Here is a 14866-nt window from a genome sequence, read left to right on the forward strand (position 1 = left end):
TCCAGGGGCTCGGTCGGGACTCTGGATTGCGTCGTCGCTTCGCTCCTCGCAATGACGGGGATGGAGTGTGCCAGGCCGTCTTTCGATGCGGCCTGCTTGTTTTGCATATGCGAAATGCCGGGCTTCCCGCCGCTCCGGCGAACGCCTATGTCAGGCGTTCCCGGGACTCCGCAGGGCCTTGCATGTCGATCGACCTCTCTCCCACCACCGCCGATCTCTCCAACTGGCGCACTGCGCCGTTCAGCCGCTGGGCCTTTCACAACATCCGCGCGATCCTGCCGGTCGCCGACGTCGAGAGCGCGCCCGGCAGCGCCTGGCCGCTGCCGGCGAGCCCGGTTGCGTTCGAGGATTTCAGCGTGCGGCTGCCCAAGGGCGGCACGCTCGATCTCGACGGTTTCCTGAAGGCGACGGCGACCGACGGGCTGCTGATCCTGCATGACGGCCGCATCGTCTTCGAGCGCTATGACGGCGGCACCGACCGCGACACGCCGCACATCCTGATGTCGGCGACCAAGTCGATCACCGGCCTCATGGTCGGCATCCTGGCTGGCCGCGGCGAGCTCGACATCGACGCCGAGGTCACGCGCTACGTGCCGGAGGTGGCCGCCACGGCCTATCGCGGCGCCACGATCCGGCAGCTTCTCGACATGCGTGCGGGCGTCGTGTTCGATGGCGCCGGCTTGCAGGCCTATGCCGACGCCAGCGGCTGGGAGCCGGCCGCGCCGGGCACCACGCCGAACCTGCACGATTTCTTCGCGACGATGCGCGCCCAGTCGGCGCCGCATGGCGGCGCCTTCAGCTACGTCTCCTCCAACACCGATCTGCTGGGCTGGGCGATCGAGCGCGCCACCGGCCGCAGCTTCGCAAGCCTCGTCAGCACGCTGCTGTGGAAGCCGATGGGGGCCAGCGGCGAGGCCTTCATCACCCTCGATCGCAAGGGCGCGCCGCGCTGCACCGGCGGCTTCTGCGCCACCTTGCGCGATTTCGCGCGCCTTGGGCAGCTCGTGCTGTCAGGCGGGCGGCGCGGCTCGCACGCGATCATCCCCGAGGCCTGGCTCGACGACATCAGGCACAATGGCGATGTGCAGGCTTGGCGCGACGGCCAGTGGCGCGACAGCTTTGCCGCGATCAGCCGCAACATGCACTATCGCAGCGGCTGGTACGTCATCAACGATCAGCCGCAGCTGATGTTCGCGATGGGCATTCACGGCCAGAACCTGTTCGTCGATGCCGCCAACGGCATCGTGATCGCCAAGGTCTCGTCATGGGCGCAGCCGGTCGACGGGCAGGCGATCTGGCTGACACATCAGGCGGTGGCTGAATTTGCCCGCTGCCTCAAAACCCCGGCTTGAGCTCGCCGCGGCGAAGGTCTGGAACATGGGAGCCCCTGTCGCGATGAAACGCTGAGTTTCGCGACACGCTGTTTTCATGCACTTGCATGGTCTTGCCCATGTGTCTTAAGTGCACCCCTCACGTTCCCCTGCAAAGGATGCCCTATGCCTGCTCCGTACGCCATCGTCGCCCTCGTCGGCAGTCTCCGCAAGGAGAGCTTCACCCTGAAGATCGCCAATGCGCTCGCCAAGCTGGCGCCGGCCAGCCTGAAGATCGACGTCACCACGCTCAACGGCCTGTCGTTCTTCAACCAGGATCTCGAAGCCAATCCGCCGGCCGACTGGCTCGTCCTGCGCGACAAGCTGAAGGCCTCGAACGGCGTGCTGATCCTCACGCCCGAATACAACCGCTCGATTCCCGGTGTGCTGAAGAACGCGATCGACATCGCTTCGCGCCCCTATGGGCAGAGCTCGTTCCTGGGCAAGCCGGTCGGCCTCATCTCCAATTCGCCGGGCCCGCTCGGCGGCGTGGCGGCGGCCAAGCACCTGCAGAACATCATGCCGGGCATCTCGGGCCCGATCATGGGACAGCCGGAAATCTACCTGAATGGCGTCGGCGACGCGTTCGACGCCCAGGGTGAGCTGGTCAAGGATTCGCTCAAGACGGTGTTGCAGCAATATCTGGATGCCTTCGCCGCCTTCGTGGCCAAGCAGAACGGCTGACCTTGGTCGTCGCCGTGCGGCGGTCGCCAACTGCATGACGGCTATGATGCGGGCAGGGCGTTGACGCGCCTTGCCCGATCCGTTTCAAGGCCATGCCGGACCTGCGCAAGGATGCGCATTGCCAAGGAAGCATGATGGCCCATTCGTTCACACCCGCGTCGTCGTCGAGGCCCGGCCAGAACCAGCCGGATCTCGACTCGGAGGCCGTCTGGCAGGCGCGGATCGACCTCGCGGCCTGTTTCCGGATGGCGGCGCGGCACGGGTTCGAAGAGGGCATCTGCAACCACTTCTCGGCGCTGGTGCCCGGCTATGACGACCTCTTCATCGTCAATCCCTACGGCTATGCGTTCCGTGAATTGACGGCCTCGAAGCTGCTGGTGTGCGACTTCGACGGCAACGTCATTGCCGGCGATGGCCGCCCGGAAGCGACTGCCTTCTACATCCATGCCCGCATCCACAAGGCGTTGCCGCGGGCCAAGGTCGCGTTCCACACCCACATGCCCTACGCCACCGCGCTGTCGATGACCGAAGGCGACCCGCTGATCTTCGCCGGGCAGACGGCGCTGAAATTCTACGGACGAACCGCGGTCGACGCGAACTACAATGGGCTGGCGCTCGACGCGCGGGAGGGCGACCGCATCGCCGGGGCTGTCGGCAACGCCGACATCGTCTTCATGAAGCATCACGGCGTCATGGTGCTGGCGCCGACCATCGCTGAAGCCTGGGACGATCTCTATTATCTCGAGCGCGCCTGCCAGGTGCAGTGCCTGGCGCTGTCGACCGGCCGCAAGGTCACCGCCGTCGCGCCGGCAATCGCGGAAGCCGCCTCTCGCCAGATGCGCGAAGGAGATGCGGAATCGGCTCGGTTGCACCTCGAGGCCGTCAAACGCATGCTCGACCTCGAGGAGCCGGTCTACCGGAGCTGAGGACTGATCGTCTGGAGGCTGGTGCGATGTCCAGATTGGAGCTTTCTGCCGAGCAGCGCGCAGCGCTGGATCGTCCCGTCTGGTCAGCCCTGACCACCGGGCACCGGGCGCTTGCGGAAGGCACCGCGCATGCTCGTCGCTATCCAGCGGCGATTGCACCATTCGCTGCCATGTCGGACGACAGCGATGCTGCGTGGTCTGAGCTCGCCGACTTCGCCAAGAAGGACGTGGTTGCGATCGTGACTCCCGCTCCTCCGGGCGACCTGCACGGCCTTGCCGCCTGGTTCAGCGCCAGCGTCCGCCAGATGGTTGCGGTCGAGGCCGAGGCCCCTGTTGGGGATGCCGTGATCGAAACGCTCGACCAGCGTGACATTCCGGCGATGCTGGAGATGACGGCGCTGACCAAGCCCGGCCCGTTCCTGGCCAGGACCCACGAGCTGGGCCGCTATATCGGCATCCGCGACGGGCAGCGCCTGGCTGCGATGGCCGGGGAGCGCATGCGCCTCGACGGGTTCACGGAAATCAGCGCGGTCTGTGTCCATCCGGACTCTCGCGGCCGTGGCTATGCCCAGAGGCTCGTGACGGCCCTGATGACGGCCATCAGGGGCAGGGGCGAGACGCCGTTTCTCCACGTCATAGAGGACAATCATGCCGCGATCGCGCTGTATGAGCGTCTCGGCTTCGTGTCGCGAGCCACCTTGTGTTTCACGGTGCTTCGGCAATCCGTCAGCCCGTGACGGGTGATGCGACCTTCGTAAAGAAGCCTCGCGGGGCGGATTAGCAGATCCTTAACCAAGGCGCCCCATCTTCCGGCCATGGTCTCCCGCGCGCGGCTCAAATCGTTCCTGACCGGGCTCGCCCTCTACACGATGGCGGCCGCCATCATCGGCTATTTCGGCATCAACGCCTATACCGGCCGCTACGGCCTGACCGCGCGCCAGGAGCTCGACCAGGAGATCATTGCGCTGACCTCCGAGCTCGCCCGGCTGAAGCAGGAGCGGGCGGAGGGTGAGAAGCGCGTGTCGCTGCTGCGCTCCGACCGGGTCGATCCCGACATGCTCGATGAGCGCGCCCGCTTCCAGCTCGGCTACGCCAACCCGCGTGATCTGATCCGGATCAATCGGCCAAACTGAGCGAGCCGGTCTCCGCGAGGCATCCGTTGGGAGACTGGCCTCGCGTCTGCGTAACGAACGCGTGCACGACAAGCCCATGACGAGGAAGACCCGCGCTGCGCGCGGGCCTTCGACGATCGCTGATGCGCTGCTCTTTATGCGGCCCGCACGGTGGCGAGGAACCTGTGGACCTCGGCCTTCAGGCGGTTGCTGTCCTGGGACAGTGACTGCACAGCGTTGAGCACCTGGGACGAAGCCGTTCCTGTCTCGGTTGCTTCGCGCTGGACGTCGGCAACATTCGCGGAAACCTCTTTCGTGCCGCTGGCGGCTTGCTGGATGTTGCGCGAGATTTCCTGGGTTGCGGCGCCCTGTTCTTCGACAGCGGCTGCGATGGTGGCGGCGATTTCCGACATCCGGCCGATCGTGTCGCCGATTTCCTTGATGGCGGTGACCGAATGCTGGGTGGCGGTCTGGATGGCGCCGATCTGCTGGCTGATCTCTCCGGTCGCCTTGGCGGTCTGCTCGGCGAGCGCCTTGACCTCCGAGGCGACAACGGCGAAGCCGCGGCCGGCTTCACCCGCCCGCGCCGCCTCGATGGTGGCGTTCAAGGCCAGCAGGTTGGTCTGGCCGGCGATGGTGTTGATGAGCTCCACCACGTCGCCGATGCGAGCCGCCGCTTGCGACAATTCGCCCACGCGTTCATTGGTCTTGCGGGCCTGCTCGACGGCTTCACTGGCGATCGCCGAAGACTGCTGCACCTGCCGGCTGATCTCGTTCACGGAGGAGGACATTTCCTCGGTGGCGGCGGCGACCGACTGGACGTTGTTGGAGGCGGCGCCTGAGGCGCCGGCTACGACGGTGGCGAGACCCTTCGAGCGTTCGGCAGTCGCGCTGAGCGACTGGGCCGATGACTCCAGATCGGTCGCTGCCGACGACACGGTCTCGATGATCTGGCCGACCGCTGTCTCGAAATCGTTCGCAAGGCGCATAGTATCGATCTTGCGCTGCTCGGCCTGGCGCGCCTCCAGCTCGTTCTGCTCGGCTTCGAGCCGCTGGCGGGCGACGGCATTGACCTTGAACACCTCGACGGCACGGGCCATCTCGCCGACCTCGTCGCGCCGTTCCGAGCTCGGTATCTGCACAGCGAGATTCCCGTTCGCAAGCTCGGTCATCGTCCGGGTGATCGCTTGCAGCGGCCGGACCAGGCCGCGCGCGATCATCAGGGTCGCAACGCACAGCAGGGCGATCAATCCGACGGCCCACATCAGCGTCACCTTGACGGAGGCGTAGAACGCCTCGTCGAGATCGTCGACATACACGCCCGTGCCGACGACCCAGTTCCACGGATCGGCCTTCAAGGTGTAGCCGAGCTTCGCCACCGGGACGCTGCTGCCGGCGCGCGCGAACATATAGCTGACGAAGCCGCCACCAGGCTGGGTCGAAGCCGCGATCAACTCGCGTACGAAAGGCAGACCGTTGGCGTCCTTCTCGTTGAGCAGGCCCTTGCCCTCCCAATCCGGCTTCGGGCCAAGCACGAGGTTCACGCCGTCCGGCTGGTAGACGAAGATGTAGTCGTTCTTGCCGAACCGGATGCCGCGGAGCACGGCCTTGGCGCGGTTCTGCGCCTCGTCCGCGGTCAGGGCGCCCTTCGCCGCCGCATCGGCAAAGCCCTTAACGATCGACACGGCAGATTGCACCTGTCCGACGACCGCGGCCTTACGCTCTTCGACCAGGGCTGTGCGGGTGGCCAGCAGCTGGCTGACGACGGCGACGATACAGACGCCGATGGATAACGCGACCAGAACCGCAAAGCGGCGAGGGATGGTGAGAACCATGTTCGTTCCTGTCAGGGGGACGAGGCAGCCGGACAGTTCAGGCAGCCAGGGATTTCCGTTGAGTTATTTGATTTCGTTGATGAATTCGGAAAAATTGTGCGTTGCGGAAGGTTTAGAATTGATTGATTCGAAGGCCCGTAGAAACACGGAGACCCTCTGCCGCTGCTCGGTCGGAATATCCGTTATGCCGATGTTCGATATGTCGGGTTTTTTGGTCGCCGATGGCGTCGTCGAGATCCACCGATGAGGGTGTCGCGGAGGGCGTCGTCGGCTTGGCCGGACGCGTCCCATCCGCTGAGATGGCTGCTCTTTTTTGTAGCGGCCTGCGGTCGGATTCCAAAAATGGTGGAATTGTATTTGCAATATTTCGTGTGCATTGCAGTGCGGCACGCCAAAGCCTTCGGACGTGCCACGCGGTCCTTTTACGTCTCCTGGAGTTGAGCTAGAGAGAGCTACTTTTTCTCTCATCCGGAATTGCCATGGCCGCACCGAAGAAGACCGCCGCAAAGGAACAAGGGCAGGACAGAGATAACGGCCCGCCGCCGGAATTCACCAGAGAACAGGAATTGGCTGCGCTGCGCGACATGCTGCTGATCCGCCGCTTTGAGGAAAAGGCGGGTCAGCTTTATGGCATGGGTGCGATCGGCGGCTTCTGCCATCTTTACATCGGCCAGGAAGCGGTCGTCGTCGGCATGCAGATGGCGCTGAAGCCGGGCGACCAGGTCATCACCGGCTATCGCGATCACGGCCACATGCTGGCCACCGGCATGGATGCCAAGGGCGTCATGGCCGAGCTCACGGGACGCCGCGGCGGCTATTCCAAGGGCAAGGGCGGCTCCATGCACATGTTCAGCGTGGAGAAGAACTTCTTCGGCGGCCACGGCATCGTCGGCGCCCAGGTCTCGCTCGGCACCGGCCTTGCGCTCGCCAACCGCTACCGCGGCAACGACTCGGTCAGCGTCGCCTATTTCGGCGACGGCGCGGCCAACCAGGGGCAGGTCTATGAGAGCTTCAACATGGCGGAGCTCTGGAAGCTGCCGGTGATCTACGTCATCGAGAACAACCGCTATGCCATGGGCACGGCGGTGTCGCGCGCCTCGGCGCAGACCGACTTCTCCAAGCGCGGCATCTCCTTCAACATCCCGGGCGAGCAGGTCGACGGCATGGACGTCCGCGCGGTGAAGGCCGCCGGCGAGAAGGCGGTCGCGTGGTGCCGCGAGGGCAAGGGTCCGTATATCCTGGAAATGCAGACCTACCGCTATCGCGGCCACTCGATGTCGGACCCGGCCAAGTACCGTACCCGCGAGGAGGTGGAGAAGGTCCGTCACGACCAGGATCCGATCGAGCAGGTGCGCAACCGCCTGCTGGCGGCCAAGGTCAGCGAGCAGGATCTCAAGACGATCGATGCCGATGTGCGCAAGATCGTCAACGAGGCCGCCGATTTCGCGCAAGCCGATCCCGAGCCCGATGTCGCCGAGCTCTACACCGACGTTTATCGCTGAGCGCGCGCAAGCTGTTTCTCTGGAGCTGATATGCCTATTCAAGTTTTGATGCCTGCGCTGTCGCCCACGATGGAAAAGGGCAATCTCGCCAAATGGCTGAAGAAGGAAGGCGAGGCGATCAAGTCGGGTGACGTGATCGCCGAGATCGAGACCGACAAGGCCACGATGGAGGTCGAGGCGACCGACGAGGGCACGCTCGGCAAGATCCTGATCCCCGAAGGCACTGCCGACGTCGCGGTCAATACGCCGATTGCGACCATCCTCGCCGACGGCGAGACCGCCGCCGATCTCGGCAAGGCGGCAGCGCCTGCAGCCGAGATGAAGGCCGCGCAGTCGGCGCCGCCGGCCGAGCCGGCTGCTTCGGTGTCGGCATCGCCTGCGCCGACCGGCGTGGCTGCGCCGCAGAGCGTGGCCGAGCCCGATCCCGAGGTGCCCGCGGGCACCGAGATGGTGACGCAAACCATCCGCGAGGCGCTGCGCGACGCGATGGCCGAGGAGATGCGCCGCGACGGCGACGTCTTCATCATGGGCGAGGAGGTCGCCGAATATCAGGGCGCCTACAAGGTCACCCAGGGCCTGCTGCAGGAGTTCGGCGCCCGCCGCGTGATGGACACGCCGATCACCGAGCACGGTTTCGCCGGCATCGGCGTCGGTGCCGCGATGGCCGGCCTGAAGCCGATCGTCGAGTTCATGACCTTCAACTTCGCCATGCAGGCGATGGACCAGATCATCAACTCCGCGGCCAAGACCTTGTACATGTCCGGCGGCCAGATGGGTTGCTCGATCGTATTCCGCGGTCCGAACGGCGCTGCCGCCCGCGTTGCCGCGCAGCACAGCCAGGACTACTCGTCCTGGTACTCGCACATCCCGGGCCTCAAGGTGATCGCGCCGTATTCCGCCGCGGACGCCAAGGGCCTGTTGAAGGCCGCAATCCGCGATCCCAATCCGGTGATCTTTCTCGAGAACGAGGTGCTCTACGGTCACTCCGGCGAGGTGCCCAAGCTCGACGACTACGTGATCCCGATCGGCAAGGCGCGCATCGCCCGTAGCGGCAAGGACGTCACCATCATCTCGTGGTCGAACGGCATGACCTACGCGCTGAAGGCCGCCGATGAGCTCGCCAAGGAGGGCATCGAGGCCGAGGTGATCGACCTGCGCACGCTGCGTCCGATGGACACCGAGACCATCGTCGCCTCGGTCAAGAAGACCGGCCGTGCGGTGACGGTGGAAGAAGGCTGGGCGCAGAGCGGCGTCGGCGCCGAGATCGCCGCGCGCATCATGGAGCACGCCTTCGACTATCTCGATGCGCCAGTCGCGCGCGTGTCCGGCAAGGATGTGCCGATGCCTTACGCGGCGAACCTCGAGAAGCTCGCGCTGCCCTCGGCGGCGGAGGTCGTGCAGGCCGCCAAGTCCGTCTGCTACCGCTAAGGGACATCCCACCATGGCCGGACCCAAGGAGCAGCCGCTGCCGCCCGACGTCATCGGCCGCGAGGACGCCACCGAAGTGTTGCGCGCCTTCGTGCTCGATGGCGGGCTCTCGATCGCATTCCAGCGCGCCTTCGAGGAGCCCGACGTGTGGGGGCTGCTCCTGGTCGACGTCGCCCGACATGCTGCGCGCGCCTATGCGCGCGAGAGCGATTATTCCGAAGACGAGGCGCTGCAGCGCATCGTCGAGATGTTCGAAGCCGAGCTGGCTCGGCCGACTGACACGGGCACTACCAGCCCCAGGTCGAAACAAGGTCACTGATCATGCCGATCAACATTCTGATGCCCGCGCTGTCGCCGACGATGGAGAAGGGCAACCTCGCTCGTTGGCTCAAGAAGGAAGGCGACCAGGTCAAGTCCGGCGAGGTCATCGCCGAGATCGAGACCGACAAGGCCACGATGGAAGTCGAGGCGGTCGATGAGGGCACGCTCGCCAAGATCCTGGTGCCGGAAGGCACGCAGGACGTGCCGGTCAACGACGTGATCGCGGTGCTCGCCGGCGAGGGCGAGGACGTCAAGGCGGCCGGCAGCGCGCCGGCGGCGGCGGCTCCCAAGCCCGAGGCGAAGCCGACGGTGTCCGCGGCGGCGCCCGCCGCCACACCTGCACCTTCCGCCGCGCCCGCGCCGAAGCCGGCCGCGGCTCCTGCGCCGGCCGCTCCGGCGGCTGCGCCCCAGGTCAACGGTCACGCGCGCATCTTCTCGTCGCCATTGGCACGTCGTCTCGCCAAGGATGCCGGCATTGATCTCGGCCGCATCACCGGCACCGGCCCGCACGGCCGCGTCGTCGCGCGCGACGTTGAGGACGCAAAGTCCGGCAAGGGCCTGAAGGCTGCGCCGTCGGCGGCACCTGCCGCGGCAGGCGCGCCGGCGCTGGCGCCGTCGATGTCGGACAAGCAGATCCTGGCGCTGTTCGAGCCGGGCTCCTACGAGGTCATCCCGCATGACGGCATGCGCCGCACCATCGCGCAGCGCCTGACCGCGTCGGTGCAGAACGTCCCGCACTTCTATCTCACGATCGACTGCGACATCGGCAAGTTGCTCGCCGCCCGCGAGGAGATCAATGCGGCAGCTCCAAAGGACAAGGAGAAGAAGCCGCTCTACAAGCTCTCGGTGAACGACTTCGTCATCAAGGCGATGGCGGTCGCGCTGCAGAAGATTCCGAACTGCAACGTGAGCTGGACCGAAGGCGGCATGGTCAAGCACAAGCATTCGGACGTCGGCGTCGCGGTGGCGATGCCGGGCGGACTGATCACGCCGATCATCCGCAAGGCCGAGACCAAGACGCTGTCGGCGATCTCGGGCGAGATGAAGGACTTCGCCGCGCGCGCCCGCTCGCGCAAGCTGAAGCCGGAGGAATATCAGGGCGGCACCACGGCCGTGTCCAACCTTGGCATGTACGGCATCAACCACTTCACCGCCGTGATCAATCCGCCGCATGCGACCATCCTCGCGGTTGGCACCTCGGAAGAACGCCCCGTGGTGCGCAACGGCAAGATCGAGGTCGCCAGCATGATGAGCGTGACCCTGTCGTGCGATCACCGCGCCATCGACGGCGCGCTCGGCGCCGAGCTGATCGGCGCGTTCAAGCAGCTGATCGAGAATCCCGTGATGATGATGGTGTGACGTTGCGTTCCGGAGCGGGATGGCAGACGGGGCCAGCGCATGCGCATCAGAACGCGGTGGCCCTGGATCACGGCACTGGTGAGCGCCGCGTTGTTTGCCAACCCGCTCGGGATCGACGTCATCCATTCTGCTTTCTACTCCGGCGAGGCGCTGTCGCGCGGCATCTGGGCGCCGATCGTGCTTGCCGGATTTGCGATCTGCGCCGTGCTGGTGCTGCTGGAGGCAATAGTTCGAGCCTTGATCTGGCGACGTTCCGTCGGCAGCACCACGACCATCTGATTTCCAACTGCTTCAGTTGAATGGGAGCCGTAATGGCCGACACATCCTTCGACGTCATCATCATCGGCTCCGGCCCGGGCGGCTACGTCACCGCGATCCGTGCCGCGCAGCTCGGCTTCAAGACCGCGATCATCGAGAAATCCTACCTCGGCGGCATCTGCCTGAACTGGGGCTGCATCCCGACCAAGGCGCTGCTGCGCTCGGCTGAGATCTATCACTACATGCAGCACGCCAAGGAATACGGCCTGTCGGCGGAAAAGATCTCCTACGATCCGAAGGCGGTGGTGCAGCGCTCGCGCGGCGTGTCGAAGCGGCTGAACGACGGCGTCGGCTTCCTGATGAAGAAGAACAAGGTCCAGGTGATTTGGGGCAAGGCTGCGATCGATGCGCCCGGCAAGGTCACCGTGACCAAGTCCGATGTCGAGGCGCCGAAGGGTGCGCTCGGCGAGGGGACCTATCAGGCCAAGCACATCATCGTCGCGACCGGCGCGCGGCCGCGCGTGCTGCCGGGCCTCGAGCCGGACAAGAAGCTGGTCTGGACCTATTTCGAGGCGATGGTGCCAGAGAAAATGCCGAAGTCGCTGCTGGTGGTCGGCTCCGGCGCGATCGGCATCGAGTTCGCGTCGTTCTTCCGCACCATGGGCTCCGAGGTCACCGTGGTCGAGGTGCTGCCGCAGATCCTCCCCGTGGAGGACGCCGAGATCGCCGGCATCGCCCGCAAGCAGCTGGAGAAGCAGGGCCTCAAGATCATGACCGGGGCCAAGGTCACCAAGCTCGACAAGAAGAGCGACAGCGTGGTGGCGACGATCGACGACGGCAAGGGCAAGACCGAGTCGGTCGAGTTCGACCGCGTCATCTCGGCGGTCGGCGTGGTCGGCAACATCGAGAATCTCGGGCTGGAGAAGCTCGGCGTGAAGACCGACCGCGGCTGCATCGTCATCGACGGCTACGGCAAGACCAACGTGCCCGGCCTCTACGCGATCGGCGACGTCGCGGGGCCCCCGATGCTCGCGCACAAGGCCGAGCATGAAGGCGTGGTCTGTATCGAGGCGATCAAGGGGCTGCATCCGCACCCGATGGACAAGAACCTGATTCCGGGCTGCACCTATTGCCATCCGCAGGTCGCCTCCGTCGGTCTTACCGAGGCCAAGGCCAAGGAGCAGGGCCGCGACGTCAGAGTCGGCCGCTTCCCCTTCGTCGGCAACGGCAAGGCGATCGCGCTCGGCGAGGACCAGGGTCTGGTCAAGGTGATCTTCGACAAGAAGACCGGGCAACTGATCGGTGCCCACATGGTCGGCGCCGAGGTCACCGAGCTGATCCAGGGCTATGTGGTCGCGATGAACCTCGAGACCACCGAGGAAGAGCTGATGCACACGGTGTTCCCGCATCCGACCCTGTCGGAGATGATGAAGGAAGCTGTGCTCGACGCCTACGGCCGCGTGCTGAATATGTAATCCGCTCACCGGCCGTCATGCGCGGGCTTGACCCGCGCATCCATCCCCTTCGAAAATACTTGCGAAGGGGATGGATTGCCGGGGCAAGCCCGGCAATGACGGAGATGACCAGACGGGCACAACAAGAGGCTCCGCCGTGAAATCCAGCGACAATCTCACCACCGAGCGCCCGACCTTCGTCACCCATCTCGAATGCGCGATGGAAGGCGATCATTATCCGGCGGACCAGGTCCACAACCTCTCCAAGGCCGGCAAGCCGCTCCTGGTGCGCTACGATCTCGCAGGGGTGAAACAGGCGCTGACCAAGGACGCGCTGGCGCAGCGTCCGGCCGACATGTGGCGCTATCGCGAACTGCTGCCGGTGCGCAAATGCGCCGACATCGTGAGCCTCGGCGAGGTGATGACGCCGCTGATCAATCTGCCCAAGCTGTCGAAGAAGCTCGGCGGCGGCGAGATCATCGTCAAGGACGAGGGCCGGCTGCCGACCGGCTCGTTCAAGGCGCGCGGCCTGGTGATGGCGGTGTCGATGGGCAAGGCGCTCGGCATCAGGCACATGGCGATGCCGACCAACGGCAATGCCGGTGCTGCGCTCGCGGCCTATGCAACGTCCTGCGGCATCAAGACCACTATCTTCTGTCCGGCAGACACCCCCGAGGTGAATGTCAGCGAGATCGAGCTGCAAGGCGCGACCGTGTATCGCGTCAACGGCCTGATCGATGATTGCGGCAAGATCGTCGGCGAGGGCAAGGCCAAGGTCGGCTGGTTCGACACCTCGACCTTGAAGGAGCCCTATCGCATCGAGGGCAAGAAGACGATGGGCCTCGAACTCGCCGAGCAGCTCGGCTGGGACGTGCCCGACGTGATCTTCTATCCGACCGGCGGCGGCACCGGCCTGATCGGCATGTGGAAGGCGTTCGACGAGCTGGAGAAAATCGGGTTTATCGGCGCCAAGCGCCCGCGCATGGTCGCGGTGCAGGCCTCCGGCTGCGCGCCGATGGTGCGCGCCTTCGAGCAGGGCGTCGAGCACGCGACCCGCTGGGAGGACGCCCATACGATCGCCTCGGGCATCCGCGTGCCCCAGGCCGTCGGTGATTTTCTCATCCTGCGGGCGGTGCGCGAAAGCAAAGGTTTCGCCATCGCGGTCGATGACGAGAAGATTTCATCTGCGCTCACCGAGGTCGCGCGCGAGGAGGGGCTGCTGTTGTGCCCGGAGGGCGCGGCGACCTATGCCGCCTACAAGCAGAGCCTGGCCGACGGGCGCGTGACGAAAAACGATCGCGTCATGCTGTTCAATTGCGCGACAGGACTTAAGTATCCGCTGCCGCCGGTCACCCGCACGCTCGATCGTCACCAGCCGATCGACTTCGGGCAGTTCTAACTAACAACCAGCACCGCGGCCTCGGGCACATGCTCCGGCGCAGACGCATCAGCGTCTGTGACCGGCGCGTGCGACACAAGGGAGGACGTGATGCGACGAGCTCTTTGCGCCGTGCTGTTTGTATGTCTCGCGCTGGCGTTGCCGGCGCGCGCCGACAATTATCCCTCGCGCGCGATCACCGTGATCGTGCCGTTCGCTGCCGGCGGCCCGTCGGATGCGATGATGCGCATCCTCGCCGAGCACATGAGACAGACGCTCGGGCAGCCCGTTCTGATCGAGAACGTGACCGGGGCGGGCGGTTCGATCGGCGTGGGACGCGCGGTGCGCTCGAAGCCCGACGGCTACACCGTGAGCTTCGGCCATCTCGGCACCCATGTCGCGAACGGTGCCGTCTACCGGCTCGGCTATGACCTCGAGGCCGATCTCGAGCCGGTGGTGCTGCTGCCGAGCAATCCGATGATCATCGTCAGCAGGAACAACATCCCGGCCAAGTCGCTGCCGGAGTTTCTCGCCTGGGTGAAATCGCAGCCGAACCCCGTATCGGCGGGCACCGCCGGCAATGGCTCCGGCAGCCACATCGCAGGGCTCTATTTCGAGCAGGTCACCGGCCTCAAGCTGCAATATGTGCCGTATCGCGGCACGGGGCCGGCGATGAATGATCTGGTCGCTGGCCAGATCGACCTGATCGTCGACCAGACCTCCAACGCCATCAACCAGGTTCGTGCCGGGACGATCCGCGCCTACGCCGTCACCGACGCCAAGCGGCTCGAGTCCGCGCCGGAGATTCCGACCACCGACGAGGCCGGCCTGCCGGGTTTCCACATGACCCTGTGGTCGGGCCTCTGGCTGCCGAAGGGCGTCAGCAAGGAGATCGTCGATACGCTCAGTGCGGCGGCGGTGGCCGCGCTGGACGAGCCGGATGTGAAAAACCAGTTGAAAAACCTGGGGTTGCAGATGCCGGCGGCCGATCAGCGCGGCCCCGCCGCGCTTGGAACTTTGCAGCGGGCCGAGATCCGCAAATGGTGGCCGATGATCCGCGCCGCCGGGGTGGTGCCGGAGTAGGCGCCCGCAATTCCTGCCAACCAAGGATGGTTGCGCATCGGCCACGAATGTTGCGACGTCGCCACAGTTTGCGAAGTTTTGGTAACAATCTCCGGCGCTCCGCAAACGCGCCGCTTTTTAGCCACACCTGGTCGTGAAATACTTTGATCAGAACAT

General features: G+C 65.3%; 14 protein-coding genes. 13 read left to right on the plus strand and 1 reads right to left on the minus strand.

Going from position 1 to position 14866, the window contains the following annotated elements:
- Nucleotides 1-182 precede the first annotated feature (182 nt).
- From ACQR1D_RS16535 to ACQR1D_RS16555, 5 genes are all read left to right on the plus strand, one after another.
- Entirely contained in the window at nt 183-1352 is a 1170-nt protein-coding gene (locus ACQR1D_RS16535; protein WP_434839818.1) for a serine hydrolase domain-containing protein, read from the plus strand.
- 144 nt (nt 1353-1496) lie between these two features.
- Nucleotides 1497-2054, plus strand: a complete 558-nt coding sequence (locus ACQR1D_RS16540; protein WP_434839819.1) for an NADPH-dependent FMN reductase — start codon at nt 1497-1499, stop codon at nt 2052-2054.
- Between the two features lie 134 nt (nt 2055-2188).
- Nucleotides 2189-2980 carry an aldolase gene (locus ACQR1D_RS16545; RefSeq protein WP_434839820.1) on the plus strand — a complete coding sequence of 264 codons (792 nt, stop codon included), beginning with the start codon at nt 2189-2191 and terminating at the stop codon, nt 2978-2980.
- Between the two features lie 26 nt (nt 2981-3006).
- A complete protein-coding gene (locus ACQR1D_RS16550; protein ID WP_316178496.1) occupies nt 3007-3717 on the plus strand; it encodes a GNAT family N-acetyltransferase in 711 nt (236 codons plus the stop codon).
- Between the two features lie 78 nt (nt 3718-3795).
- The gene (locus ACQR1D_RS16555) at nt 3796-4113 is read left to right on the plus strand and encodes an FtsB family cell division protein (RefSeq protein WP_315711657.1); all 318 of its coding nucleotides are present in this window, start codon (nt 3796-3798) and stop codon (nt 4111-4113) included.
- Nucleotides 4114-4247: 134 nt separating this feature from the next.
- On the opposite strand, the gene ACQR1D_RS16560 is transcribed toward ACQR1D_RS16555, so the two are convergent.
- Complete coding sequence (locus tag ACQR1D_RS16560) at nt 4248-5927, minus strand: methyl-accepting chemotaxis protein (protein WP_316178498.1); 1680 nt, start codon at nt 5925-5927, stop codon at nt 4248-4250.
- A 479-nt stretch (nt 5928-6406) separates the two neighbouring features.
- Between ACQR1D_RS16560 and pdhA the strand changes: the two genes are divergently transcribed.
- The 8 genes from pdhA (at nt 6407) to ACQR1D_RS16600 (ending at nt 14710) form a co-directional block, all read left to right on the plus strand.
- A complete protein-coding gene (gene pdhA, locus ACQR1D_RS16565; protein WP_316178501.1) occupies nt 6407-7429 on the plus strand; it encodes a pyruvate dehydrogenase (acetyl-transferring) E1 component subunit alpha in 1023 nt (340 codons plus the stop codon).
- A gap of 30 nt (nt 7430-7459) precedes the next feature.
- Complete coding sequence (locus ACQR1D_RS16570; protein WP_316178503.1) at nt 7460-8857, plus strand: pyruvate dehydrogenase complex E1 component subunit beta; 1398 nt, start codon at nt 7460-7462, stop codon at nt 8855-8857.
- Nucleotides 8858-8870: 13 nt separating this feature from the next.
- Entirely contained in the window at nt 8871-9176 is a 306-nt protein-coding gene (locus ACQR1D_RS16575; protein WP_015666657.1) for a DUF5076 domain-containing protein, read from the plus strand.
- Between the two features lie 2 nt (nt 9177-9178).
- Nucleotides 9179-10537, plus strand: a complete 1359-nt coding sequence (locus ACQR1D_RS16580; RefSeq protein WP_434893910.1) for a pyruvate dehydrogenase complex dihydrolipoamide acetyltransferase — start codon at nt 9179-9181, stop codon at nt 10535-10537.
- A gap of 39 nt (nt 10538-10576) precedes the next feature.
- Nucleotides 10577-10816, plus strand: coding sequence for a hypothetical protein (locus ACQR1D_RS16585; protein WP_315799785.1), 240 nt, complete (start codon nt 10577-10579; stop codon nt 10814-10816).
- A 32-nt stretch (nt 10817-10848) separates the two neighbouring features.
- Entirely contained in the window at nt 10849-12270 is a 1422-nt protein-coding gene (gene lpdA / locus ACQR1D_RS16590; protein ID WP_434839821.1) for a dihydrolipoyl dehydrogenase, read from the plus strand.
- A 136-nt stretch (nt 12271-12406) separates the two neighbouring features.
- Nucleotides 12407-13648 (plus strand): threonine synthase, encoded by a 1242-nt coding sequence (locus ACQR1D_RS16595; RefSeq protein WP_316178511.1) that lies wholly within the window; start codon nt 12407-12409, stop codon nt 13646-13648.
- 90 nt (nt 13649-13738) lie between these two features.
- Entirely contained in the window at nt 13739-14710 is a 972-nt protein-coding gene (locus tag ACQR1D_RS16600) for a tripartite tricarboxylate transporter substrate binding protein BugD (RefSeq protein WP_434839822.1), read from the plus strand.
- Nucleotides 14711-14866 lie beyond the last annotated feature (156 nt).

This window comes from Bradyrhizobium sp. HKCCYLRH2047, assembly GCF_051168175.1.
In the GTDB taxonomy this organism is placed as follows: domain Bacteria; phylum Pseudomonadota; class Alphaproteobacteria; order Rhizobiales; family Xanthobacteraceae; genus Bradyrhizobium.

Excerpts from the sequence above, each read along its gene's own strand:
- ACQR1D_RS16600 (WP_434839822.1), top strand. The coding sequence starts at position 13,739 with ATGCGACGAGCTCTTTGCGCCGTGCTGTTTGTATGTCTCGCGCTGGCG.
- ACQR1D_RS16575 (WP_015666657.1), top strand. The coding sequence starts at position 8,871 with ATGGCCGGACCCAAGGAGCAGCCGCTGCCGCCCGACGTCATCGGCCGC.
- ACQR1D_RS16560 (WP_316178498.1), bottom strand. The coding sequence starts at position 5,927 with ATGGTTCTCACCATCCCTCGCCGCTTTGCGGTTCTGGTCGCGTTATCC.
- ACQR1D_RS16570 (WP_316178503.1), top strand. The coding sequence starts at position 7,460 with ATGCCTATTCAAGTTTTGATGCCTGCGCTGTCGCCCACGATGGAAAAG.
- ACQR1D_RS16540 (WP_434839819.1), top strand. The coding sequence starts at position 1,497 with ATGCCTGCTCCGTACGCCATCGTCGCCCTCGTCGGCAGTCTCCGCAAG.
- ACQR1D_RS16535 (WP_434839818.1), top strand. The coding sequence starts at position 183 with ATGTCGATCGACCTCTCTCCCACCACCGCCGATCTCTCCAACTGGCGC.
- ACQR1D_RS16580 (WP_434893910.1), top strand. The coding sequence starts at position 9,179 with ATGCCGATCAACATTCTGATGCCCGCGCTGTCGCCGACGATGGAGAAG.
- ACQR1D_RS16545 (WP_434839820.1), top strand. The coding sequence starts at position 2,189 with ATGGCCCATTCGTTCACACCCGCGTCGTCGTCGAGGCCCGGCCAGAAC.
- ACQR1D_RS16585 (WP_315799785.1), top strand. The coding sequence starts at position 10,577 with ATGCGCATCAGAACGCGGTGGCCCTGGATCACGGCACTGGTGAGCGCC.
- lpdA (WP_434839821.1), top strand. The coding sequence starts at position 10,849 with ATGGCCGACACATCCTTCGACGTCATCATCATCGGCTCCGGCCCGGGC.
- ACQR1D_RS16555 (WP_315711657.1), top strand. The coding sequence starts at position 3,796 with ATGGTCTCCCGCGCGCGGCTCAAATCGTTCCTGACCGGGCTCGCCCTC.
- pdhA (WP_316178501.1), top strand. The coding sequence starts at position 6,407 with ATGGCCGCACCGAAGAAGACCGCCGCAAAGGAACAAGGGCAGGACAGA.
- ACQR1D_RS16550 (WP_316178496.1), top strand. The coding sequence starts at position 3,007 with ATGTCCAGATTGGAGCTTTCTGCCGAGCAGCGCGCAGCGCTGGATCGT.